General features: G+C 71.8%; 15 protein-coding genes. 8 read left to right on the top strand and 7 right to left on the bottom strand.

All coding sequences use genetic code 11. The annotated features are described in order from the left end of the window. Nucleotides 1-149: 149 nt before the first annotated feature. From ABZ928_RS01615 to ABZ928_RS01630, 4 genes are all read left to right on the top strand, one after another. Nucleotides 150-1,913: a beta-galactosidase family protein gene (locus ABZ928_RS01615; protein ID WP_361514431.1), complete on the top strand. Its 1,764-nt coding sequence runs from the start codon at nt 150-152 to the stop codon at nt 1,911-1,913. Continuing rightward, nucleotides 1,913-4,228: a beta-galactosidase gene (locus ABZ928_RS01620; RefSeq protein ID WP_361514432.1), complete on the top strand. Its 2,316-nt coding sequence runs from the start codon at nt 1,913-1,915 to the stop codon at nt 4,226-4,228. The genes ABZ928_RS01615 and ABZ928_RS01620 overlap by 1 nt, the downstream gene beginning before the upstream one ends. Before the next feature lie 141 nt (nt 4,229-4,369). Further along, nucleotides 4,370-5,440: a LacI family DNA-binding transcriptional regulator gene (locus ABZ928_RS01625; RefSeq protein WP_361514433.1), complete on the top strand. Its 1,071-nt coding sequence runs from the start codon at nt 4,370-4,372 to the stop codon at nt 5,438-5,440. 219 nt (nt 5,441-5,659) lie between these two features. After that, entirely contained in the window at nt 5,660-8,554 is a 2,895-nt protein-coding gene (locus ABZ928_RS01630) for a SpoIIE family protein phosphatase (protein ID WP_361514434.1), read from the top strand. On the opposite strand, the gene ABZ928_RS01635 is transcribed toward ABZ928_RS01630, so the two are convergent. Continuing rightward, on the bottom strand, nt 8,526-9,995 hold the full coding sequence (locus tag ABZ928_RS01635) for a HAMP domain-containing sensor histidine kinase (RefSeq protein ID WP_361514435.1): 1,470 nt from the start codon (nt 9,993-9,995) through the stop codon (nt 8,526-8,528). The genes ABZ928_RS01630 and ABZ928_RS01635 overlap by 29 nt on opposite strands. Then, complete coding sequence (locus ABZ928_RS01640) at nt 9,992-10,744, bottom strand: response regulator transcription factor (RefSeq protein WP_361514436.1); 753 nt, start codon at nt 10,742-10,744, stop codon at nt 9,992-9,994. Before ABZ928_RS01640 ends, ABZ928_RS01635 begins: the two co-directional genes overlap by 4 nt. Before the next feature lie 90 nt (nt 10,745-10,834). Here ABZ928_RS01640 and ABZ928_RS01645 point away from each other — a divergent pair, with 90 nt between their 5' ends. Genes ABZ928_RS01645 through ABZ928_RS01660 form a run of 4 tightly spaced genes read left to right on the top strand, consistent with a single transcriptional unit; the run spans nt 10,835 to nt 14,362 of the window. After that, nucleotides 10,835-12,175 (top strand): ferredoxin reductase family protein, encoded by a 1,341-nt coding sequence (locus ABZ928_RS01645; RefSeq protein WP_361514437.1) that lies wholly within the window; start codon nt 10,835-10,837, stop codon nt 12,173-12,175. A 10-nt stretch (nt 12,176-12,185) separates the two neighbouring features. Further along, on the top strand, nt 12,186-12,947 hold the full coding sequence (locus ABZ928_RS01650) for an FMN-binding protein (protein ID WP_361514438.1): 762 nt from the start codon (nt 12,186-12,188) through the stop codon (nt 12,945-12,947). Between the two features lie 10 nt (nt 12,948-12,957). Next, nucleotides 12,958-13,701, top strand: a complete 744-nt coding sequence (locus tag ABZ928_RS01655) for an FAD:protein FMN transferase (RefSeq protein WP_361514439.1) — start codon at nt 12,958-12,960, stop codon at nt 13,699-13,701. Between the two features lie 22 nt (nt 13,702-13,723). Then, nucleotides 13,724-14,362 (top strand): SMI1/KNR4 family protein, encoded by a 639-nt coding sequence (locus ABZ928_RS01660; protein ID WP_361514440.1) that lies wholly within the window; start codon nt 13,724-13,726, stop codon nt 14,360-14,362. An 86-nt stretch (nt 14,363-14,448) separates the two neighbouring features. Here the strand turns inward: ABZ928_RS01660 and ABZ928_RS01665 are convergent, their stop codons facing one another. From ABZ928_RS01665 to ABZ928_RS01685, 5 genes are all read right to left on the bottom strand, one after another. Beyond that, nucleotides 14,449-16,515, bottom strand: coding sequence for a glycosyltransferase family 39 protein (locus ABZ928_RS01665; RefSeq protein ID WP_361514441.1), 2,067 nt, complete (start codon nt 16,513-16,515; stop codon nt 14,449-14,451). Further along, nucleotides 16,512-17,336: a glycosyltransferase gene (locus ABZ928_RS01670; RefSeq protein ID WP_361514442.1), complete on the bottom strand. Its 825-nt coding sequence runs from the start codon at nt 17,334-17,336 to the stop codon at nt 16,512-16,514. The genes ABZ928_RS01665 and ABZ928_RS01670 overlap by 4 nt, the downstream gene beginning before the upstream one ends. A 158-nt stretch (nt 17,337-17,494) precedes the next feature. Further along, nucleotides 17,495-20,851 (bottom strand): FxSxx-COOH system tetratricopeptide repeat protein, encoded by a 3,357-nt coding sequence (fxsT, locus tag ABZ928_RS01675; protein ID WP_361514443.1) that lies wholly within the window; start codon nt 20,849-20,851, stop codon nt 17,495-17,497. Next, nucleotides 20,848-22,155 carry a CHAT domain-containing protein gene (locus ABZ928_RS01680; RefSeq protein ID WP_361514444.1) on the bottom strand — a complete coding sequence of 436 codons (1,308 nt, stop codon included), beginning with the start codon at nt 22,153-22,155 and terminating at the stop codon, nt 20,848-20,850. The genes fxsT and ABZ928_RS01680 overlap by 4 nt, the downstream gene beginning before the upstream one ends. Then, a complete protein-coding gene (locus ABZ928_RS01685) occupies nt 22,145-24,082 on the bottom strand; it encodes a magnesium chelatase (protein WP_361514445.1) in 1,938 nt (645 codons plus the stop codon). The genes ABZ928_RS01680 and ABZ928_RS01685 overlap by 11 nt, the downstream gene beginning before the upstream one ends. Nucleotides 24,083-24,153: the final 71 nt, after the last annotated feature.

Below are 24,153 nucleotides of genomic sequence, written 5' to 3' on the forward strand. Positions count from 1 at the left end.
GGCAATCTTGACGGCCCGAATGTTACCGGTAACATTTTCTGTCGTGTCCGAGAAACCCGTGGCGGGCTCCGCGCTCGACCCGAACTGGCCGCTCGCCTTCGGCCTCATCCGCAGTACCCGATCCCGTTCGTACTGAAGGGAAGTTCCGCATGCCCGCACTGACGACCACGTCCGACGGTTTCCTGCTGCACGGCGAGCCGTTCCGCATCCTCTCCGGCGCCATGCACTACTTCCGCGTCCACCCCGACCAGTGGGCCGACCGGCTGCGCAAGGCCCGGCTCATGGGGCTCAACACCGTCGAGACGTACGTCCCGTGGAACCACCACCAGCCGGACCCCGAGGGTGAGTTGGTGCTCGACGGCTTCCTCGACCTGCCCCGCTACCTGCGGCTCGCCAAGGAGGAAGGGCTCCAAGTGCTGCTCCGCCCGGGCCCGTTCATCTGCGCCGAGTGGGACGGCGGCGGTCTGCCGGGCTGGCTCACCTCCGACCCGGACATCCGGCTGCGCTCCTCCGACCCCCGCTTCACGGGCGCGATCGACCGCTACCTCGATCTGCTGCTGCCTCCGCTGCTGCCGTACATGGCGGAGGCGGGCGGACCCGTCATCGCCGTCCAGGTGGAGAACGAGTACGGGGCCTACGGCGACGACACCGCGTATCTGAAGCATCTCGAACAGGCCTTCCGCGGCAGGGGTGTTGAGGAGTTCCTCTTCACCTGCGACCAGGCCGACCCGGAGCACCTCGCCGCCGGCAGCCTTCCCGGCGTCCTCGCCGCGGGTACTTTCGGCGGGCGCGTCGACTCGGCGCTGGCCCAGTACCGTGCGCACCGGCCCGGGGATCCGCTGCTGTGCGCCGAGTTCTGGATCGGCTGGTTCGACCACTGGGGTGGTCCGCACCACACCCGGGACGCCGCCGACGCCGCCGCCGACCTGGACCGGCTGCTCGCGGCGGGCGCCTCCGTCAACATCTACATGTTCCACGGCGGCACCAACTTCGGCTTCACCAACGGCGCCAACCACAAGCACGCCTACGAACCCACCGTCACCTCCTACGACTACGACGCCCCGCTCACCGAAGCCGGCGACCCCGGCCCCAAGTACCACGCCTTCCGCGAGGTCATCGCCCGCCACGCCCCCGTCCCCGACGAACCGGCCCCGGCGCCGGGTCGCAAACTGCCCGCGACCACCGTCGAGTTGACCCACCGCACCCCGCTGCTGCCGCACGCCGCCACCCTCGCCGCCCCGCTGCGCACCGAGAACCCGGCGATGATGGACGAACTGGGCCTGAGCTCCGGATATGCCCTCTACCGGACCACCGTCCCCACCGCGGGCGCCGGCCTGCTGCGCTTCGCGGGCGGAGTCGGCGACCGCGCCCAGGTCTTCCTCGACGGTGCCCCTGTCGGCGTACTCGAACGCCGCCACCACGACGAGACGCTCCCCGTCCAAGTGCCCCGCCCGGGCGCCACGTTGGACGTGCTCGTGGAGAACATGGGCGGCGTCAACTACGGCCCCCGCATCGGCGCCCCCAAGGGCCTGCTCGGCCAGGTCTCCTTCGACGGCACCGTCCTGCACGCCTGGGACAACCACCCGCTGCCGCTCACCGATCTCACGGCCGTCCCCTTCGCCCCCTCCGAGGCGGCCACGGACGCCCAACCCGCTTTCCACCGCGGCACGTTCGAGGTGACGGAACCCGCCGACGCCTTCCTCGCGCTGCCCGGCTGGACCAAGGGCCAGGCCTGGGTCAACGGCTTCCACCTCGGCCGCTACTGGAACCGCGGCCCCCAGCACACCCTGTACGTCCCCGCACCGGTCCTGCGTCCCGGCGCCAACGACCTGGTGCTGCTGGAACTCCATGCCACCACCGGCACGACCGCCTACCTCACCGACACCCCCGACCTGGGACCGGAGACCTTCTGATGCGGCACCACGTACGCGTACCCGAGCCGTCCGGGCCCCCGCTCACCGGCCACCTCCCCTTCGCCGACGCACCCGGGGTGCCCGACCCGATCGAGGTCACCAGCCGGTATCTCACCCGCGGCGGCCGCCCCTGGTTCCCGGTCTCCGGAGAGTTCCACTACACCCGCTATCCGGTGGAGGAGTGGGAGGAGGAACTCCTGAAGATGAAGGCGGGCGGGGTCACCGTCGTCGCCAGTTACCTCATCTGGATCCACCACGAGGAGATCGAGGGCCGCATCCGCTTCGACGGCGACCGCGACCTGCGCCGCTTCGCCGAACTCTGCGCCCGCCACGGGCTCGACTTCATCCCCCGCATCGGACCCTGGGTGCACGCGGAGGTACGCAACGGCGGTCTGCCGGACTGGGTGCTGGCCCGCGACTGCGTCCCGCGCACGGACGACCCGGTCTATCTGGAGGCGGTGCGGACCTGGTTCGCGGCTGTCGCCGAGCAGTTGCGGGGGCTCGACCGCGGGCATGGCGGACCCGTCGTCGCCGTCCAGATCGAGAACGAGCTCTACGACCAGCCGGGGCATCTGCTGACGCTGAAGCGCATGGCGCAAGAGGCCGGTCTGAGCGCCCCGTTGTGGACCTCGACCGCCTGGGGCGGGGTCCAACTCCCGCCCGACGAACTGCTTCCGCTGTACGGCGGCTACACCGAGACCTTCTGGACCGAGGCCGACGGCGGCTGGCCCGACACCTGCCGCAAGCACTTCTTCTTCACCCACCAGCGGGACGACGAGGGCATCGGCTCCGACCTGCGCCCGGTGACCTCCGTCCGCGGCAGCGCGCCCGACGCCTTCGCCGACCGATTCCCCTGGGCCACCTGTGAGTTGGGCGGCGGCATGGCGGTTTCCTACCACCGGCGGCCACGCGTCGAGGCCGCCGACATCGCCGCGCTCGGGCTGACGAAGATCGGCTGCGGGTCGGTGTGGCAGGGGTACTACATGTTCCACGGGGGGACGAATCCGGTGGGGGAGGTGTCTTCTCTTCAGGAGTCCCACGCCACGGGGTACCCGAACGACCTGCCTGTCCTCACGTACGACTTCCAGGCACCGCTCGGGGAGTACGGGCAGTACCGGGACACGTACGACGAACTCCGGCTCCAGCACCTGCTGTTGGCCGACTTCGGGCATCTCATCGCGCCGATGCGGTCCGTGCTGCCGTCCGTGCGGCCGAGCGGGCAGGCCGACCGGGAGACGTTGCGGTGGGCCGTGCGGGGGGACGGTGACTCGGGGTTCCTGTTCGTCAACAACCATCAGCCGCATGAGGCGTTGCCGGATCATCCGGAGACTTCGTTCACGGTCGAGTTCGACGGCGGTGGTGCGGTGAGTCTTCCGAGTGCTCCGGTGACCGTTCCGTCGGGGGCTACCTTCTGCTGGCCGTTGCGGCTCGATGTCGACGGGGTGCGGCTGGAGTGGGCCACAGCTCAGCCGGTGTGCCGGGTTCAGGACGGCGGTCGTACGGTGCTGGTGCTGGCGGCGGTTGACGGTATCGTGCCTGAACTGGCCCTGGACGAGGGCACGGTGGGGGCTGTTTCCGCGCCGTCCGGAGAGGTGGCGTACGTCGACGGGCGGGTCGTCGTCAGCGGGGTGCGGGCCGGGGTCGAGGCGTTGGTCGAGGTGGAGACCGCCGACGGTGGGCGGGTTGCCTTCCTTGTGCTGGACGCTGCCACCGCTCGTACCGTCTATCGGGGTGAGGTGTGGGGGGCCGAGCGGCTGGTGCTGGCCGATGGTGGGGTGGTGTTCGACCGGGGGGAGGTACGGCTGCACAGTGCGAGTGAGCGGCCGTCGTTCTCGGTGTTTCCGGCGCCGGACGCGGGTGGAGGGTTCGGGACGTACACCTTGCCGTCCGAAGGGGCCTTTGCCGGTGAGGCCACGGTCACTCTTGTGCGGTCTGCCGGGGATGCGCCCGAGCCGGTGACGGGGGTGCAGGGGCGGGCCAGCGCGCCGGCCGACAAGTACTTCGACGCTGCCGCTGCGGAGTACCGGGTTGAGCTGCCGGAGTTTTTGCCGCCGGGGACATTGCTGCGGCTTCACTGGACCGGGGATGTGGGGCGGGCGTATGTGGGGGACGTCCTGGTCGCCGATCAGTTCTTCTCCGGGCGGGTCTGGGAGATCGGGCTGGATCGGGTTCCGGTGGGGGAGTTGCGGGTGAAGGTGCTTTCGGCGGCGGAGGGGGCGGCTGTGTATGTGCCGATGGAGGCTGGGGAGGGGTGGAGGAAGGCTGGCATTGAGCGGGTTGAGCTGGTCACCGTTCGCCGTCGGGCCGTGAGGTGATTTGTTGGGTGCGGGTGTGTGGGGGCTGGTCGCGCCCCGCGGCGGAGCCGCTGATGGATGCAGCCCCGCGCCCCTTAGGGCGTTGCTGCGGGCCTGCGACCTATGCTGACCCCGACATCCCTCGCCTAGGAAGTACCCGCGATGAACGCCCGCGCCGCCGACAACCCCGCCCCCAAGGGGCGCAGTCGACGTAACTTCGCGGGCTCGCGGCCGGTCATGGATGACGTGGCGCGGCTCGCCGGGGTGTCCAAGCAGACCGTTTCCCGGGTGCTGAATGACAATCCGGCGGTCCGGCCCGAGACCCGGGAGGCCGTTCAGGCCGCCATGCGGAGTCTCGGGTATCGGCCCAGTCGGAGTGCGCGGTCATTGGCGAGTGGGCGGACTCGGATGCTCGGGGTGATCTCGTTCGATGCCGCGCGGTACGGGCCCGCCAATATCCTCACCGCTATCAACACCGCTGCTCAGAAGGCGGGTTATCTGCTGAGCTCCATCGCTCTCGATGACACCGCCGACCATGCCACGGTCGCCGAGGCCGTGGATCGGCTGTCGGCCGAGGGGGCGGACGGGGTCATCGCCATCGCCCCGCAGTACCGGGTGGGGCGGGCGTTGGCCGATACCCGGCTCGACACCCCGCTGGTGGTGCTGGAGAACGAGACCAGGGGCGGTACGCCGTTGGCCACGGCCGACTCCCGTGCCGGGGCGCGGATGGCCGTCGGGCATCTGCTGGGGCTGGGGCACGCGACCGTGTGGCACATCGCCGGGCCGAGCGGGTGGAGCTCCGCCGATCAGCGGGTGAGCACCTGGGAGGAGACCCTGAAGGCGGCGGGGGCGGAGATTCCGGAGCCGTTGGTCGGGGACTGGAGCTCCGACTCCGGATATGAGCTGGGGCGTCGGCTGGCCGCGCGGCCGGATGTCACCGCCGTGTTCGCGTCCAACGACCAGATGGCCCTCGGGCTGCTGCACGCCCTGCACGAGGCGGGGCGGCGGGTGCCCGAGGACGTCAGTGTCGTCGGGTACGACGACATTCCCGAGGCCGCGCATCTGCTGCCGCCGCTCACCACCGTGCGGACCGACTTCGCCGAGATCGGGACGCGGTCGCTGCGGCTGCTCCTCGACCGGATCGACGGGCGGACCGGGGAGCGGGACGAGCCGATGATCCCCGTCGAGCTGATCGTCCGGCGGAGCTGCGGGCGGCCTGCGGAAAAGGGCTGACACGTCGGCTCTCGCGGGGCCGGAAACGTACCTGTGTCCGGGGCCGGTCGCACGGGGATTCCCCGCGTCGAACGCGGGGACGAAAGGTGCCTCCGGTGCACTTCGGGAGTTTGTTGTGATCGGTATCACAAAGGGTCTAGGGTGAAAAACGACTGGGAGGTCCGCCGGGGGGCGTGCTGAACGGCGGCGCGCCACCGGGCTCGCCTCCGGGTGAGGGAAGTGATCCTGTTGTCCGTCGCCTGGGACGACATCGGCGGACTCGTCGATGCCCATGAACGTTTCCTGGCCGGTGCGCGGGTCGACGCCGACGTCCGTGACTCCGTGCTGGACTCCTGGAAGCGGTGCAGGTCCGCGGGGGTCGAGCCGGATCGGCTGCGGGTTCCCTACGCGCCCGACCTCACCCTGGACGACCCGTTCCTGCGTGCCGCCGAGCCCGTGCTGAAGAACCTCGCCTCCTCGCTGTCCGAGGCCGGCATGACCATCGCGCTGTGCGACGGACAGGGGCGGATGGTCCAGCGGCTCGGCGGCGGCCGGGTGCTGTGCGAGCGGCTCGACGACGTGAACTTCGCCCCCGGGTTCGACGCCTCGGAACGGGTCGTGGGCACCAACGGCGTCGGCACCGCGCTCGCCGAGCGCAACCCCGTCTACGTCGTCGGGCGGGAACACTTCGCCGACTGTCTTCAGCCCTTCGCCTGCGCCGGTTCCCCGGTCCGCAACCCGCTCAGCGGGCGGATCGAGGCCGTACTCGACCTCACCTGTCTGCGGGACGACGGCGACCCCGCGATGCTGCGGCTGGTCCGTGAGGCCGCGCACGCCATCGAGGCGCGGATGCTGGAGCAGGCCACCCAGCGGGAGCGGGCGCTGCTCGCCGCGTACCGGCGGGCCGCCCGGGCGTCGATGGAGTGGCGGCAGCCGGGCCGTGACCGGGTGACCGGTGACGAACTGGGCCGTATCGACCGGGCCGTGCTGCGCGAGAAGGCCGAGGAACTCCTCGCGTCCCCGCACCGCACCCTCGACGAGGTCACCCTCTCCGGCGGCCGCACCGCCACCCTGCTGCGCCGTCAGGTCCGGGGCGCGGACGGCGAGACGGGCGTCGTCGTCGAGGCCCGCATCCTCGGCAGCCCGCACGTCCGCCAGGTCTGCGTCGCCGCCCCCACCGCCCCGGTCACGCCGACCCTGGCCCTCCCGCAGTCCTCCCTCCCGCAGTCCTCCGTCCCCTCGTCGGTCCTCGCCCAGTCCGCCCGACCGCCGGTGCCGGTCCCCTCTCCGGCACCGGCCCGGCCCGCGGCACGCTCCGCCGGGCTGCGGACCGTCGTACCGGCGCCGGCGGACGTGGACAGGATCGCCGACGCCCCCGCCACCGACGCTCCCGCCACCGATGCCCCCGCCACCGACGCCCGTCTCCTCCTCCTCGGCGAACCCGGCGTCGGCCGCCTCGCCGTGCTCGCGCGCCGGCGGCTGGAGTTGCTGCACGACGCCGGCGTACGGATCGGCACCACCCTCGATGTCACCCGCACCGCCGAGGAACTCACCGAGGTGACCGTCCCCCGGTTCGCCGACTTCGTCGCGGTCGACCTGCCCGACGCGGTGCTCAGCGGCGAGGAGCCGGGCGCGCTGGGCGCGGGTACGCCGTTGCGGAGGGTCGCCCTGGGCGCCGTACACGAGGAATCGCATCTGCATGGTGTCGGGGACCCGGTGTCGTACATCCCGGGCACGCCGCAGGCGCGTGGACTGGAGTCCCGGCGGTCCGTTCTCGAACCGGTGCTGGCGGCGGCCGGGGGGTGGCTCGCGCAGGATCCGGCGCGGGGCGAGCGGGTGCTCGCGGCCGGGGTCCATTCGCTGATCACCGTGCCGTTGCGGGCTCGGGGCGCGACCCTCGGGATCGTCAGTTTCTACCGTTCCGACAAGGCGGCGCCCTTCGAGGACGACGATCTCGCCCTCGCCCAGGAGCTGGCCGGACGGGCCGCCATCTGCATCGACAACGCCCGCCGCTACACCCGCGAGCACAACACCGCGCTGGCGTTGCAGCGCAGCCTGCTGCCGCGCGGGCGGTCCGAGCAGAGTGCCGTCGAGGTCGCCTGCCGGTACATGCCCGCGCAGGCCGGGGTGGGCGGGGACTGGTTCGACGTCATCCCGTTGTCGGGCGCGCGGGTCGCGCTGGTCGTCGGGGACGTCGTCGGGCACGGGCTGCACGCGGCGGCCACCATGGGCCGGCTGCGCACCGCCGTCCACAACTTCGCCTCCCTCGACCTGCCGCCCGACGATCTCCTCACCCACCTCGACGACCTCGTCGGCCGGCTCGACCGGGGTGAGGGCTGGGCGGCGGAGAGCAGCCCCGACTCCGGGATCGTCGGGGCGACCTGCCTGTACGCCGTCTACGACCCGGTGTCCCGGCGCTGCACGCTCACCCGCGCCGGGCACCCGCTGCCCGCCGTCGTCGACCCCGACGGGACGGTGACCTTCGTCGACCTGCCCTCGGGGCCGCCGCTCGGGCTCGGCGGGATGCCCTTCGAGACGGTCGAGCTGGAGCTGGCCGAGGGCAGCCAACTCGTGCTCTACACCGACGGGTTGATCGAGGACCGGCACCGGGACATCGACACCGGCCTTGAGCGGTTGCGCGCGGTCCTCGCCCAGGCGGGCCGGCCGCCCGAGGAGACCTGCGAGGCCGTCCTCGACGCGCTGCTGCCGGCCCGGCCCAACGACGACGTGGCCCTGCTGGTGGCCCGTACGCACAGCCTGGCATCCGACCGGGTCGCCACCTGGGACCTGCCCAGCGACCCCGCGGTCGTCTCCCGCTCCCGCGCCGCCGTCACCGAACAGCTCGCCGCCTGGGGCCTGGAGGACCTCTCCTTCACCGCCGAACTCGTCGCCAGCGAACTCGTCACCAACGCCATCCGCCACGCCACCGGCCCGGTCCAGCTCCGTCTGATCCGCGACCGCACCCTCATCTGCGAGGTCTCCGACGGCAGCAGCACCTCCCCACGGCTGCGGCGCGCGAAGAACGAGGACGAGGGCGGACGCGGTCTGTTCCTCGTCGCCCAGCTGACCGAGCGGTGGGGCACGCGCTACACGCCCGAGGGCAAGGTCATCTGGACGGAGATGCCGCTGCCGTGAGGGGAAGCGTGAGGGGGAGGGTGACCGTGAAGACGGTCCGGCCCGGCTCGCTGCTCAGCTCCACCGTGCCGCCGTGCGCCCGGACCAGGGAGCGGGCCACGGCCAGGCCCAGGCCGCTGCCGCCGCGATCGCGGCTGCGGGCCTTGTCGACGCGGTAGAAGCGGTCGAAGACCTTCTCCCGGTCGGCGGGCGGGATGCCGGGGCCGGCGTCCGTCACGGTGACCTTCGCGTGGTCGGTGCCCGTCGTGACCGCCACCGACACCGGGGTGCCGGGCGGGGTGTGGACGGCCGCGTTGGCCAGGAGGTTGTCCAGAACCTGGCGGATGCGGTGCGGGTCCAGGCGCAGGGCGAGGGTCTCTGGGCCGTCCGTCACCGTCAGGGGACGGTCCGGGTGCGCGGCGCGGAAGGCGTCGGCCGCCTCGTGGACCAGCTCCACCAGGTCGGTGTCCTTGGGCCGCAGTGGCGTCTCCACCTCGGCCGCGTCCAAGCGGGCGAGCAGCAGCAGGTCGTCCAGGAGCACGCCCATCCGCGCGGCCTCGGCCCTCAGCCGCGCCAGGTGCTTGTCCCGTTCCTCGGGCGCGTTGGCGGCGGCGTACTGGAAGAGGTCCGCGTAGCCCCGTACCGACATCAGCGGCGTACGAAGCTCATGGCTGGCGTCCGCGACGAACCGCCGCAGTCGCTGTTCCGCCGCCGCGCGCACCGCGAGGGAGTCGTCGATGTGCTCCAGCATGGTGTTGAAGGCGGTGCGCAGTTCCTCGACCTCGGGGCCGCCGCCCTCGCGGTCGGCGCGCAGCGGCAGGCGGGCCGCCGGGTCGGTGAGGTTGTGGGAGCTGATGCCGTGCGCGGTGTGGGCCATGTCGCTGAGCGGCTTGAGGCCGTTGCGCAGCACCTTCCGGCCGAACAGGACCAGTGCGAGCAGCGCGAGTCCGAACACCACGAGCTGGATCGTGATCAGCTGCGTGACGGTGTTGTCGATCTCGTCCATGGGCGCGCCGCTGACCAGGACGACCCCGGGCTCGACCTCGCAGGCGCGCAGCCGGTAGTCGCCGGCGCCCTTCAGATGCGCGGTCCTCAGCACCTCCGTGTCGGCGGTGGTCTGCTCCTTCGCGACGGCCGTGAAGTCGTCGACGTCCTTCGGCAGGTCGGTGGCGTCCTCGGGGGTACGGAGTTCGGGGGCGCTGTCCTTCACGTCGTACACGGCGTAGTACCAGCGGTAGTACTTCTTGCCGGCGAGCGAGCCGTGGTCCTGGATGCTCTTGGTCTGGGCGACCTGGGCGATCTGGAGCTGCTCGTTGAGCTGGGCCGACAGATAGTCCCGCATGTACGTCGTCAGCGCGGTGCCCACGACGCCGAACACCAGCAGCGCGAGCGCGCCGAGGGCGAGGGCGAGCCGGGTGCCGAGCCGGAGCCTGCGATACGCCTGCCGGAACCGCCGGATCACTCGGCCGCCTGCCGGATGACGTACCCGAAGCCGCGCACGGTGTGGATCAGCGGGTCACCGGATTCGTCGTCCAGTTTGCGGCGCAGCCGGCTGACGACCAGCTCGACGACGTTGGAGCGGCCGCCGAAGCCGTACTCCCACACATGGTCGAGGATCTGCGCCTTGGTGAGGACGGTCGGTGACTTGCGCATGAGGTAGCGCAGCACCTCGTACTCGGTGGGGGTGAGGGTGAGGAGGCGTTCGCCGCGGCGGACCTCGCGGGTGTCCTCGTCCATGGTCAGGTCGGCGACCTGGAGGACGGAGCGCTGGAAGCCGGGCCCGGCGGAGCGGCGCAGCACGGTCCGCAGGCGGGCCATCAGCTCCTCCACCGCGAACGGTTTGACCAGGTAGTCGTCGCCGCCCCGGGTCAGCCCCGCCACCCGGTCGGCGACCGCGTCCCGGGCGGTGAGGAAGACGACCGGCACCATCGTCCCGGAGCGCCTGAGCCGCTCCAGGACACCGAAGCCGTCGATGTCGGGGAGCATCAGGTCGAGCACCACGATGTCCGGCTTGAACTCCGCGGCACGGCTCAGCGCCTCCTCACCGGAGTTCGCGGTCACCGCGTCCCAGCCCTCGTAGCGGGCGACGGTCGCCACGAGGTCGGCGATGGGCGGGTCGTCGTCGACGACGAGGAGGCGTACTTTTTCCACCCGTTCATAGTGCGTCACGCGGCCCACAGCTCCAGAGCCGATACTGCGGCGCGACCACATCGATAACCACTTGAAAGTTCTACGACAGCTTATCGACAGGTCGCTCAAGCCAAGCTCGTTTACCCCGGCCCCGATCAAGGAGCTCCGTCCGTGACGACGACCGTCCAATCGCCCCCGACGCCCCCCACGGCGATACGGCCGAAAGTGGTGGCCCGCACGGGCCTGTACGCGCTGCTCGCCGCGAACGTGGCCGTCGTGGCCGTCTTCTTCGCCCAGGCCGGCTTCGCCTCGAACGCGCTGATCGTCCTCGGCCGCCTCGCCGGCCTCTACGGCGCCCTCCTCATGGCCTTCCAGCTGGTCCTGGTCGCCCGCCTCCCGTGGCTCGACCGCCGCATCGGCATGGACCGCCTGACCTCCTGGCACCGCTGGACCGGCTTCGGCATCGTCTGGACGCTCCTCGCCCACCTCGTCTTCATCGCCTTCGGTTACGCCGAGGACAGCGACGTCGGCCCGATCGGCACGGTCGTCGACCTCGCCGAGACCACCGAGGGCGTGCTCCGCGCGCTCGTCGCCTTCGCGATCATCCTGGTCGTCGGCGCGGTGTCGGCCCGTTACGCCCGCCGCCGGCTGGCGTACGAGACGTGGCACTTCATCCACCTGTACACGTACGTGGCCGTGGTGCTGGCCTTCACCCACCAGGTGGCGGTAGGCACGAGCTTCACCTCGTCGGACGCCGCCACGGCGTACTGGTACGGGGTGTGGGGCGTAGCCCTCGGCTCGGTGGTCCTGGGCCGACTGGTGCTGCCGCTGTGGCGCAACGTCCGCCACCAGTTCCGCGTGGAGGCCGTCGTCCCCGAGTCCGACAACGTCGTCTCGATCTACGTCACCGGCCGCGACCTCGACAAGCTGCCCGCCCGCGCCGGCCAGTTCTTCCTCTGGCGGTTCCTGACGAAGGACCGCTGGTGGCAGGCCAACCCCTTCTCCCTCTCGGCGGCCCCCGACGGCCGCACGCTCCGCCTGACCGCGAAGGTCGCCGGTGACGGCACCGCCGCGCTGCGCCACCTCAAGGTCGGCACGCGCGTCTTCGCCGAGGGCCCGTACGGCGCGTTCACCGCGCTGCACCGCACCCGCCCGGAGGCGGTCCTGATCGCGGGCGGCGTAGGCGTCACCCCCATCCGTGCCTTGCTGGAGGAGCTGCACGGCCACGCGGTCGTCATCTACCGCGTGGCCACGGACCGGGACGCGGTCCTCTACGACGAGCTGCGCGAGCTGGCGCTCGCCAAGGGCGCCGAGCTGCACCTGGTCACGGGCCCGGTGGCCCCCGACAAGCTCGCCCCGGCGGAACTGCTGCGCATGGTCCCCGACATCACCGACCGTGACGTCTTCCTGTGCGGACCGCCCCCGATGATGAACGCCGTGCTGGGCAGCCTGCGCGAGCTGAACGTGCCCAAGGCGCAGACCCACTTCGAGCGCTTCAGCCTGGCTGGATGAGGAAGAGACCGTGAAGCGAGCCATACCTGTAGTCGTCCTCAGCATCGCGGGCCTCGTCCCGGTGTGGATGTACGAGCCGTCGGTCGGCGGCACCACCTCGGGGACGGAGGCGGCGGCCTCGACGCCGTCCGCGACGTCCTCCTCCTCGGGTTCCTCGTCCTCCTCGGGGACCGTCGTCAAGGGCACGACGGTCACCACCGACAAGGGCCCGGTCCAGGTCCAGGTGACCTTCCAGGGCACCAAGATCACCGCCGTCAAGATGCTCCAGCAGCCGAACCATCCGCAGACCGAGGCGGCGGTGCCGAAGCTGATCGCGGAGACGCTGGAGGCGCAGAGCGCGGACATCGACACGGTGTCGGGGGCGACGATCACGAGCGACGGTTATCGGGAGTCGTTGCAGGCGGCGATAGACGAGAACGCGAAGTCGGCGTCTTCCGTCTCGTCCTCTGCCTCGTCTTCTGCTTCGTCCTCGCCGTCGGCTTCCGCCTCGGCCTCGGCGCCTGCCGCGTCCCAGACGCAGACGGTGGACGGCTCGGCGGTGAACACCGAGAAGGGCACCGTGCAGGTGCAGGTGACCTTCGAGGGAGAGAAGATCTCCTCGGTGAAGATGCTCCAGCAGCCGAACCATCCGCAGACGACGGCGGCCGTGCCGAAGCTGATCGCGGAGACGCTGGAGGCACAGAGCGCGGACATCGACACGGTGTCCGGTGCGACGATCACCAGCGACGGCTACAAGGAGTCGTTGCAGGCCGCGATCGACGCGAAGGGCTGAGGGACCGATCATGCTGCACAGGGTCGAGCACGTCATGGGCTTCCCGGTCTCGCTGCGGGTCGACGACGAACACGTCGGCGAGGAGTCGGCGGACGCGGTCTTCGCGTGGCTGCGCGAGGTCGACGCCCGGTTCAGCCCCTTCAAGGCGGACAGCGAGGTGTCGCGCCTGGGGCGCGGTGAGCTGACGGAGGCCGAGGCGAGCACGGACCTCCGGACCGTGCTCGACCTGTGCGAGCACTACCGGGTCGCCACGGGCGGCGCGTTCGACGTACGCCTTCCGGGCCGGGGCCTCGACCCCTGCGCGGTGGTCAAGGGCTGGTCGGTACAGCGCGCGGCCGACCTCCTGTTGGCAGCGGGCGCCAAGCGCTTCGTCCTCAACGCCGGCGGCGACGTCATCGCCGCCGGCGGGCCCTGGCGGGTGGGCGTACGGCACCCCGAACACGCCGACAAACTGTGCACGGTCCTGTCCCTGACGGACGGCGCGGTCGCGACGTCCGCGCGGTACGAGCGGGGGGATCACATCATCGACGGGCGGACGGGGCTTCCGGCGACGGGGCTGCTGAGCCTGACAGTGGTGGCGTCCTCCCTGACGGAGGCCGACTCGGTCGCCACGGCCGCCTTCGCGATGGGGGCGGAGGGGGTCGACTGGGCCGCCTCGCTGCCGGGGTGCGAGGTGTTCGCGGTGGACGGGGAGCGCAGGGTGCTGCGGACGCCGGGGTTTCCTGCGGCGAAGGAACAATCGACGGCGGCTTGACGGCCAGTGCCACAATCCGGCCGTGGCTGAGGAATTGTCGCGCTGGTATCAGGGGCGCTTGGTGGTGGGTCCGTTCACGCCGTTCGACTCCGGTGAACTCGACGTCCTGGAACGGGAGATCGGGCTGCCGTTGCCGGCGCCGTATCGCTCGTTCCTGGAGGCGGCGGGAGGAAGCGCCCTGGAGTACGCCGTCCACCTGTCGGAATGCGAGCCGGAGCCGTTCCAGAGCTTCAACGAGCTCCACAGCCTCGGCAGGGACAGTTCCGGCGGCTACGGCTACGGCACCCTGCTCGGCGAGTATCGGCGTGCGGCGGACTGGTGGCTCGCCCGTGAGGTGCCTCTGTCCGGGCTGCTTCCCATTGCCCGTAATGGTGGCAGCGACACTCTGTTCCTGGACCTCGATCCGGCGAACCAGGGGCGACTTCACGCGTTCGTCCACGGCATTCCCTGGCCGGGACGGCTTCAGGCAGGAGTCTTCACGAAGGTCGCCGATGACTTCGACTCGTACTTCGCGAGTCTGCTTGTCGACCCCGACACGGCACAGGACGTCTGGGCCGATGTGGCTGACCGTGGTTCCTCCGATCCCTGGAGGGGAACCGTCGAGGAGTGGCTGGACCGGGAGTTGGCGGGATGGCGAGCCGAACCGTGGGCCGCAAGCTGATCGTTCCGCGGACATGAGGACGGGCCACCGGCAGGGGAGTCCGGTGGCCCGTCCTGTTCAGGGGAGGGCAGGGGTACGGGGAGCGGTCAGCTGACGTCGGAGGCGTCCAGGCGGTACAGGCCGCTGTAGTCGGTCACCGCTGTGCCGTTCTTCTTGACCCAGGTGGAGATCTCGGAGTTCGACGAGCCCTGGCCGCTGTCGCTGATCACGATGTAGTGCAGCTTGCCTGCCTTCACCAGGCTCTTCAGCTTGGCGAGGGTCATGGCGTTGTCCGAACCGGACCAGCCGCCCATCGAGATGACGGGTTCGCCGGACTCCAGGATGATCGAGGAGGCGGTCTGGTCGGTGGCGACCGCTACCAGCCAGGTGGCGCCGTCCTGGTTCTTCTTGAGGTACGTGATCATCTCGGAGGAGACCTGGGTTCCGCCGCCCATGCCGCCACCGGCGGATGCCTTGTCGGTGTCGGTGTCGGTGTCGGTGTTGGTGTCGGACTGCGCGTTGCCCGACGGCGGCTCGCCCATTGACTGGCCGTCCGAGGTGCCGTTCTCGGTGCTCGTGCTGCCGCCGGGGCCGCCGCTCGGGCGCTGGCCGCTGCCCATGCCGCCGCCTCCGCCGCCCATGCCGCCGCCCGTGCTCGGTCCGGCCGTCGGGTTCGTGCCGTTCGTGCTGGAGGTCGCGGCCGAGGCCGAGTACGCCGCCGGACCGGCCAGCAGGGCGACCACGGCGGCGAGTGCCGCGATACCCGTCAGGCGCTGGCGTCGCGTGAAGCGGCCCAGGAGCAGGCCGATCACCGCCGCGGCGCCTGCCGCACCGGCTGCGAACTCCGCCACCGTGTAGACCGTTCCGGAGCCCGAGACTCGCTGGAGCAGGACCACCGACCAGACCGTGCTCGCCGCGATCGCCGTCGGGAGAACCCAGGCCCACTTCGCCGCCGAGCCCTCCACGAAGGCGCGGTAGAGCATCACAGCGCCGATTCCCGCCAGGGCCGCGATACCCGGGGCCATCGCCGTGACGTAGTACGGGTGGAACGTGCCCTCGGCGAGGGCGAAGGTCAGGTAGTGCAGGACGAACCAGCCGCCCCACAGCATCAACGCCGCTCGCTTGGCGTCTGTGCGCGGAGCGCGACCCCGCAGGATCACACCCGCCACCAGCGCGATCAGCGCGAACGGGATCAGCCATGAGATCTGGCCGCCCATGATGCTGTTGAACATCCGGTACAGGCCCGACTCACCGCCGAAGCTCGCGCCGTTGCCCTGCGAGCCCACCGAGGAACTCGCGCCGAAGATCCGGCCGAAGCCGTTGTAGCCGATGACCAGGTCCCAGACCGTGTTGTCGGTCGAGCCGCCGATGTAGGGGCGCGAGGACGCCGGGATCAGGTCCACGACCACCATCCACCACGCCGAGCTCGCCACCAGCGCCACCGTGCCGACGGCCAGGTTGCGGATCCGCTTGCCCAGAGAGACGTTTGCCGCCCAGAGGTACACGAGGAAGAACGCCGGCAGTACGACGTACGCCTGCATCATCTTCGTGTTGAACGCGAAGCCGATCGCCACCCCGGACCAGACGAGGGGCATCAGGCGGCCCGTGCGTACCGCCTTCATCAACGCCGCCGCGCCCAGCAGCATCAGGAAGACCAGGATCGGGTCCGGGTTGGTGTCGCGGGTGATGGCGACCGTGATGGGGGTCAGGGTCAGGGCGAGGGCCGCGATCGTCGCCGCGACGGCGCCGAAGTCACGCTTGACCATGCGGTACAGGAGGGCTACCGAGCTCACGCCCACCGCGACCATCGGCAGCATCAACTGCCAGGTGCCGTAACCGAGGACGCGGGCCGACAGGCCCATCACCCACAGGGCGAAGGGGGGTTTGTCGACGGTGATGAAGCTGCCGGAGTCCAGCGCGCCGAAGAAGAAGGCCTTCCAGCTCTTGGTGCCGGAGTAGACGGCCGCGTTGTAGAAGGTGTTCCCCGTGATGGAGGACATGTTCCAGGCGTAGAGGGCTGTCGCCAGGAGCAGGATCGCCCACAGGGCCGGGCGGGCCCAGCGGGGGTCCTCGGGGGCGCCGGTGAACAGGCGGCGGACGCGGCCGCCCGGGGTGGGCGGCGCGGCCCGGTGCCGGGTCGCCTCCTGGGCGGGCGGAGGGGCGAGGGTCGTCATGACGCGTACTCCAGGTGGGCGGCGAGGACGGGGACACGGGCGGCCGGCACCTGCGGAGTGCTGGTCCGCCGGGGTACGGCGATGCGGGTACGGGCGGTGCGGAGCATGCGGGTCATGCCCCTCAGGTCGTCCAGCGCGGTGCGGACGATGTCGACCCGGCTGTCGGGGTCGTCGGTCCAGTCGACCGGCACCTCGTGGATACGGAGTCCGTTGCGCTGGGCGAGGACCAGCAGTTCGGTGTCGAAGAACCAGGCGGTGTCCTCGATGTGCGGGGCGAGGGCCCGGAAGACGTCGGTGCGGACCGCCTTGAATCCGCACTGCGCGTCCGTGAAGCGGGCCGCCAGGCCGAGCTTCAGCAGTCTGTTGTAGGAGCGCGAGATGAACTCCCGCTTCGCGCCCCGCTCCACGGCGGCCTGGCGGTGCAGACGGCTGCCGATCGCGAGATCGCTGTGGTCGGAGAGGAGCGGGGCCACCAGAGGGAGGAAGGCCTCCAGGCCCGTCGACAGGTCCACGTCCATGTACGCCACCACGTCGGCCGTGGAACGGGACCACACGTGCTTCAGGGCGCGGCCCCGGCCCTTGGCCTCCAGGTGCGCAGCGTGCACATGCGGGAGGCGGAGGGTCAGGTCCGTCGCCTCCCGCCAGGTGCTGTCGGTGCTGGCGTTGTCCGCGACCGTGATCCGGAACGGAAACGGGAAGGACGCTTCGAGGTAGGTGTGGAGACGGCCGATGGACTCGGCGAGGACGTGTGCCTCGTTGTGGACCGGGACCACGATCTCCACCGATCGCCCCCGGACGCCTCCCGCGTTCGTTTCGTTCATGGCAGTGACGATCGGGGCGGTGTCTGGGGGAACCCTGAGCCGTCGCTGAGGGAAGAGTGAGAATCAGCGGACTCACAGGCAGCCCATAGCCTCGGCATGCCGGAACCCAAGACTCGGGCCCGGAAGGGCAGTTCGGGTCGGCAGTTCGGGTCGGCAGTTCAGATCGGCTGCGGCTCGAAGTCCCAGCCCGGCGGTTCGTCCGCGCCGCCCCCTAGCGCCTCCGTGCAGGCCAGCAGGAGCGGGTGGCCGTCGTCCACGGCGCCCCGTGTGCGGCGCAGGGTGTCCTCGCGCAGGGCGGCGGCCTCCTCCCGGCGGCCCGAGAGATGGCGTACCGCGGCCGTGTTGAGGGCGCAGCCCAGGGTCCAGGGGTGGTCGGCGCCCAGGGCGGCCGTCATGCCGCGCAGCGCCTGGTCGAGCAGGCGCTGCGCCTCCGCGTGGTCGCCGAGGCGCCAGTACACCAGGCCCAGATTGCCCTGTACGCCCACGGTGTTGGGGTGGTCCTCGCCGAGCAGGTGCCGGTAGTCCTCGGCGACCTGGAGCGTCAGGTCGGCGCACTCGACGGGGTCGCCGTGGGAGCGGAGGAAGGAGGCGTGGTCGGCCTGGACCATCAGGGTCATGGGGTGCCGGGCGCCCTGGAGCTGTGCGCACCGCTCCACCAGGCCGCGCAGCAGCTCGCCGGCCGTCTCGTAGTCGCCCGAACGGCGCCTGCACAGCGCCTGGTTGTGCACGGCGTAGAGGGTCTGGGTGTGGTACTCGCCCATGGTCTCGCGGTGCAGCCGGGTGTTGACCTCCTGGAGTTCGGCGGCCTCCTGGTGGCGGCCCAGGAGCCGCAGCGAGCGGGCGTAGGTGAGGCCGGTGAGGAGGGTCTGCCGGTGGTTGGGGGGGAGCAACCGCCGTCGTACGGCCAGGAGTTCGCGGTGGACGGCGGCCGCCTCCAGATAGCGGCCGAGGAGTCCGAGGGCCACGCCGAGGTTGTGCAGCGAACCCTGGGTGTGCGGGGCCTCCGGGCCCTCCAGGGCGTCGTACGCCCGCCACACCCGGTCGCACAGCTGGTGCGCCTCCTCGAACAGGCCCAGCGCCATCAGGGTGCCGCCGAGCCCGACCTGGGCCCGCAGCAGATCGGCGTCGTCGGCCGCCCGCTCGTACTCCAACTGCTCGACCACGGCCCGCCCGACCGCCTCCGCCTCCCGGTAACGGCCGCAGCGGCGCAGCATGTTGGCGTGCTGGTGGACCAGGACCAGCATCGAGGGATGGGTGGGCGGCAGCCGCACCCGCCAGCGCGCCAGCACCTGTTCGCACAGGGTGAGGCCGGTGCTCTCCTCGTCCCGCAGCCGCAGGTACTCGATGCAGTTCAGGACGAGTTCACGCACCGAGTCCTCGGCGCTCTCCAGCGCGCCCGACGGATACAGATGCGGCAGCAGTCCGGCGTACGTCGGCCAGGCGCGCACGTCCGAGGGGCGCTGCGGGTCGGCCGAGACCAGCACCCGGCAGGCCACGGCGGAGAGTTCGTCGCGGTCGGCGGGGGAGAGGGTGCGGCGCAGGAAGCGGTGGTAGAGGCGGTGCATCTCCACGCTGTCGCGGTAGGTGTCGTTGTCCAGGTCGTGCAGGTAGTCCATCCGTACGGCGGTGGACTCCGACAGCCGGGTGAGCGCGTTGCGCCAGCGCACCGGGTCGGCGGCGAGTTCCGCCAGATGCGGCGGCAGATCGCCGGGGTGGGCCTGCTGGATCAGGCGGATCGGGATCGAGCCGGGCGAGAACAGGGCGAACAGGCGCAGCAGTTCGGTGGTTTTGGGGTTGTCCTGTTCCAGGGTGCTGAGGGTGATGGCCCAGCTGGCCTGGAAGCCGATCGGGTAGTCGGAGGAGATCTGGATACCGATGTCGTCCGCGTCGGCCCCGCGCAGTCGTGCGATGTAGTCGGCGGCGGGGATGCGGTTGGTCTGCAACCAGGCCGTGGTCTGCGCCAGCAGCAGCGGGAAGTCCTCGACCGCGTCGGCGAGTTGGTCGGCTTCCTCCTCGGTGAGCCGCTCCACATGGCGGCGGGCGTAACTGACGCTCTCCGCGCGGGTGAAGGGCGCCACCTGGATCTCCGCGACCCCGCCGGAGGCGGCCCAGTCGCGGGTGAGGGTGGTGATCGCGACATGGCCGCCGCTCTCCGGGAGCAGATCGTTGACCTGGTCCATGTCGTCGGCGCTGTCCACGATCAGCAGCCAGCGCCACCGTCCGGTGCGCAGCGCCTCCCGAACGGCCCGTACCCGCTCGCCCAGCGACCGTGCCGCCTCGGTCAGCCGGAGTCGGTCCGCGAGGTCGGCGAACTGCTGGCGGGCGGTGGCCCGGAAGCTCGCGCTGACCCACCAGACCACGTCGTACTCGTTGGCGAACCGATGCGCGTACTCGATCAGGATCTGGCTCTTGCCGACCCCCGAGATACCTCGCAGCGCGACCCGCGCCCCGGCCGGACCTCCGCTCTCGAAGAGCGCGTGGAGATCCTCCAGGACCGGATCGCGGCCCGTGAAACGGAAGTTGCGGCGCGTCACGTTCCACACCTCCGGCGGCGCGTCCGGGAACCGCGGGGCGACGGGTACGTCCTCGTCGGCGTCCGGCGCGGTGTGCTCCAGGCCCAGCGCGGCCAGCAGCCGGCGCAGCGCCTCCGCCGGGTCGAGGTCCCTGAGGGCGGGCGGGCCGAGCACGGCGGCCGCGTCGGGCAGCGCCCGCTCGGACAGGTCGACCGCCGCGAACCGGTCCGGATGCGGGGCGACCACATCGGTCAGCGCCGCGGTCCACTCCTCCTCGGTGCGCTGGCCCAGGCGCAGATAGCCCTCGTCCAGGAGCAGCAGGATCCGGCCCGGCTCGGCCAGCAGATCGGCCAGCAGCCGCTCCAGCGGCACACCCGGCGGCGGGTCCCAGCGCAGCAGGGCGGTACGGCAGCCGTGCCGCTCCAGCTGGTACGCCGCCCAGGTGGCCCAGGCGCGGTGGGTGCCGGCGTAGCTGAGGGTGACGTGGTCGGGGGACGCGGCGCCGGGGGAGCGGGGGGTGGGGAGGGTGCGCAGGGGGCCGGTGTCGGTCGACGACGGGGGGTGCGGTCCGGTCGCCGAGGGCACCAGGACCAGGCCCTGCCCGTCCCGGGCCCGCTCCTCGACGATCTCGCTCTTCAGCTCCACCGTGCGCACGGGAACGCCCCGGTGGTTGCTGATGGTCAGCCGCAGCAGACCCGAGCCGGGCGCCGGGTCCGCCTTCACTACGAAGCGGGCGGGGCCGTAGGTGCCGCCGAAGCGGTGCAGGACGACGCTGGGCTCGTTCAGCGCCTCGCAGACGAAGCGCGGGGCGCCGTCGAGGGCGATGTGGAACTCGAACTCCTCCTCCTCGTACGGCCATTCACCCGCCGCCGAGGGGCCGTCCAGGTCCACCGTGACCAGATAGCTCTGTCCGGCCGTGGCCTCCCGGGGCCAGGCCACGACCGGCTCGATGACGAGCGCCGCGCCCGGCCCCGGAACGGGCCGAGGGGTATCACCGCTCACCACCCCACCTCCTCCGTCCTGCCCCGCAGCCGGAGCGTCGTGAACGGGTGCCCGAAGTACACGAACATGAAGCTGTACAGGGATTCCAGGATCTCGCGTTCCGTGTCCAGCTCGCTGCGGTCTTCACCGTCGAGCCACCACAGCGGTACGGGTAATCGGGCCGCCGCCCCGGCACGGAACTCGCGCAGGGCGCGGGCGACCGGCAGCTCCGGATCGGCGCACACCCGCTTCACCAGCTCCCTGATCTGCTGATGGGCCGTCTTGTCGCCCACCTTCCCCGACGTGGCGATGCACCCGCCCGCCCCCTTGCGCAGGAACAGCTCCGCGAACCCCCGCAGCGCGTTCTCGCCCCGCCCCTGGTTGTCGAAGGCGCGCGCGGAGTCACAGGCGTTGAGGCACACCAGGGTGCGGCCGTCGGCGAGCGCGGGCATGGGCTGGAGATTGAGCCGGCTCCAGCTGACCACGTCGATCTTGACGTCGTGCGCGTCCGGACCGTACTCGGCGTGACACCCCATGTACACGAGCCCCGCGCCCAGTTCACGCCGGGTGAGCTCGGCCAGGAAGGGCCACGGGCGTACGAAGTGCGGGCTGTGCTGGTACTCCTCGAAGACCTCCGCGTCCTGGCGCATCTGCTCCGCGTAGAACCCGAGGACGTGGCCCGAGCAGGCGGCCGGTTCACCGAAGGGCGAGGTCCCGGCGCCGTGCACGGTCGTCCAGCGCACCACGGTCACCAGGGCGCCCAGGATCTCCCTGGCCATGCCCAGTTCCTGACCGCCCGACAGATGCAGCAGCTCCCACGGGATGTCGTAGTCGGTGTCGTCCCAGATCACCAGCTGGAGCTCGGCACCGTGCCGGGCCCGCAGCGCGTTGATCCAGCGGACCAGGGCCTCCTGCCCCCGCGACCACTCCTCAAGACCCATGAGGAGCTCGCTCGGCAGCGACGGCCGCCCGGTCCCCTGCCGCAGATTGTGCAGGGCGAGGTTCTTGGGCCGCAGCTGGGTGTGTTCGGAGTCGAGTACGGTCTCCAGCTCGCCGCCGCTGTGCCCGCGCAGCCGGAACGCCTCCCGCCCGCCGTCGTAGGCGCGGTGCACCGACAGCATCGCGAACTTGGCGGGCAGCCGCTGATGCGGGTCGACGGCCGCCGGGCGCAGGGCCACGGCCTCGTCGAGCTCGGTCACATGCTCCGGCACCGGCGCGGGGCGCGGCGCGGGCAGCGGCTGGGGTGCCGGTGGCCGGGCGGGTGTGCCGGGGCCCAGCGGGATCGCCCCGCCGAGCCCGCGCGGGCCGGACGGTTCAGCGGACACCGGCGACCCCTCTCGTCGTGCGCCCGGCGACGGTCACACCGCCCAGCGCGTCGGCGAGCTGGAATGTCAGATCGGCGTACGGCCGACGCGCCGCGTCCACCACGACACAGTGCAGCCGCATCCGCCCCATCGCCCCGATCCGCCCGGCCGCGGTGAGCGCGTCCTCGACACCCGTACGGCGCACAGGACCCGGCAGCCTTCCGACCACCCCCGTGTCCAGCGGCACGTTCCCCCGGCCGTCCGTGACCACCACCAGCCACGCCTCCACCAGGTTGGAGCGCTGCTGGAAGGCCCGCCGCAGCAACTGGTCGGTCACCGCGAGGCCGTGGGCGAGCGGACTGCTGCGCCCCGCCGGCCGGTGCAGGGCCCGTCCCACGCGCGGGTCGAGGACGCTGCGGGCGACGAAGTGCTCGGCCTTCAGCTCGTGCGCCGCGTCCCGCCCGCCGACCTCGACGACGCACACCGAGGCGCGCCCGGTGTACGCCCACTGGAAGTAGGGGGCGAGCGCGGGCTGCCAGTCCCAGTCGCCGCGGCACGTGTGGTCGAGCAGCAGCACCAGCATCCGCTCGGTCACCGGCAGCCGGGCGTAACTGCGGAAGTCACCGGGCCGCACGACCAGCCGCCCGTCCCCGCCGACCCGCAGCACCCGCCGGGCGGGCAGGTTCTGGTGCTTGGCGGCCTCGATGACGGTGGCCACGAACGCCAGATCCCGCAGCGCGGTCGCGGGCCGTACGCCGATCACCGGGCCGCGCGCCGAACTGGGCTCCGGACGCCGCTGCCAGGGGATGCGCAGCGGGGCGAACTCCCTCAGGAACCGGGCGTCGTCCTCAGGGAACGGCGAGCCGACCCCTTCCCCCGCGTCGGCGGCGAAGGTGTCCAGCGCCTCGGCGGGACCGGCCGGTACGGCGACGGCGGTACCGGTGCCCTGCGCCGCGGGCTCCCCGTCCTCGGGCACGGGGTCCGGCTTGGGCGGCTCGGGCGGCGGATGCCCCTCACCACCCCCGCCCGACGCGACCGGCCCGCCGTCCCCGGGCACCCCGTCGGCAGGCGGTACGGGCCTGGCGGCGACCCCGATGAGCCGCGCGGCCTCGTCGACCTGCTCCGGCCCACACGTCCCGACCCCGCCGAACACGGCCAACGCCCGCGCCAGCCGCGCGAGTCCGAGGGCCCGCCGGCTCCCGGCGTCCGCGCCGAAGAGCCCGACGGCCCGATCGGCGGCCTCCTCGGTGAGCCGACTGGCGGGGCGGGCGGGGGAGGCGAGGACGGCGCGCCAGGACGCCGGGAGTTCACCGAGGGGGGAGACCGAGGTCTCGGGAGACAGGACCCAGGCGCCGTCCGCCCCCTGCACCCCGCGCGCCTCGTCGAGGGCGTCCAGCAGGCGTTCCGCCTCAAGGCCCGCCGCGTTGAGGCGGATCGGGAAGCGGTCCAGGAGGTGGGGGGAGAGCCGGCCCACCTCCGCCTCCCGGCAGGCGGCGAGCCAGCGGGCCCGGGGGCGCCAGCGGGCGCGGAACCCGGAGCGTTCGACCGCGGCGACGTCCGCGCCGAGCAGCTGGACCGCGGCCCGCATCCCGGGCAGGCTCAGCCGGACCAGGTCGGGGACCACGACCAGCGTCGACGCCGCCGGGTCCGTGTCGACCAACGGCCCGGGAGCCAGCGAGAAGTTCATGCCGGCGCCCTCCTGCCGCAGCGTCGGCCGCAGCCACAGCTCGTCGTCGCCGGTCACCGACCCGAGCATCGCGCGCCGCACCGGCCGCCCGTCCCGCCACCGCAGCACCTGCGCGAACGCGTCCGTCACCGGCGCCACCATCTCCGGCTCCAGATCGAACAGCAGCACCCCGTCCAGGCCGGGCCCCAGCGCGGAACAGGCCAGCACCTGAAGCAACCGCTGCCGAGGCCCGCCCTGCGCCCCGTCGAGGAAGCCGCTCACCGCGACTCCCCGGCGTGAGGTGCGTGGAGGCCGGCGGTGGAGCGCGGTGATGGGCAGATCCGTTCCAGCCT

The organism is Streptomyces sp. NPDC046909 (assembly GCF_040644695.1).
Classification (GTDB): domain Bacteria; phylum Actinomycetota; class Actinomycetes; order Streptomycetales; family Streptomycetaceae; genus Streptomyces.

Excerpts from the sequence above, each read along its gene's own strand:
- ABZ928_RS01615 (WP_361514431.1), top strand. The coding sequence starts at position 150 with ATGCCCGCACTGACGACCACGTCCGACGGTTTCCTGCTGCACGGCGAG.
- ABZ928_RS01620 (WP_361514432.1), top strand. The coding sequence starts at position 1,913 with ATGCGGCACCACGTACGCGTACCCGAGCCGTCCGGGCCCCCGCTCACC.
- ABZ928_RS01625 (WP_361514433.1), top strand. The coding sequence starts at position 4,370 with ATGAACGCCCGCGCCGCCGACAACCCCGCCCCCAAGGGGCGCAGTCGA.
- ABZ928_RS01640 (WP_361514436.1), bottom strand. The coding sequence starts at position 10,744 with ATGTGGTCGCGCCGCAGTATCGGCTCTGGAGCTGTGGGCCGCGTGACG.
- ABZ928_RS01655 (WP_361514439.1), top strand. The coding sequence starts at position 12,958 with ATGCTGCACAGGGTCGAGCACGTCATGGGCTTCCCGGTCTCGCTGCGG.
- ABZ928_RS01665 (WP_361514441.1), bottom strand. The coding sequence starts at position 16,515 with ATGACGACCCTCGCCCCTCCGCCCGCCCAGGAGGCGACCCGGCACCGG.
- ABZ928_RS01670 (WP_361514442.1), bottom strand. The coding sequence starts at position 17,336 with ATGAACGAAACGAACGCGGGAGGCGTCCGGGGGCGATCGGTGGAGATC.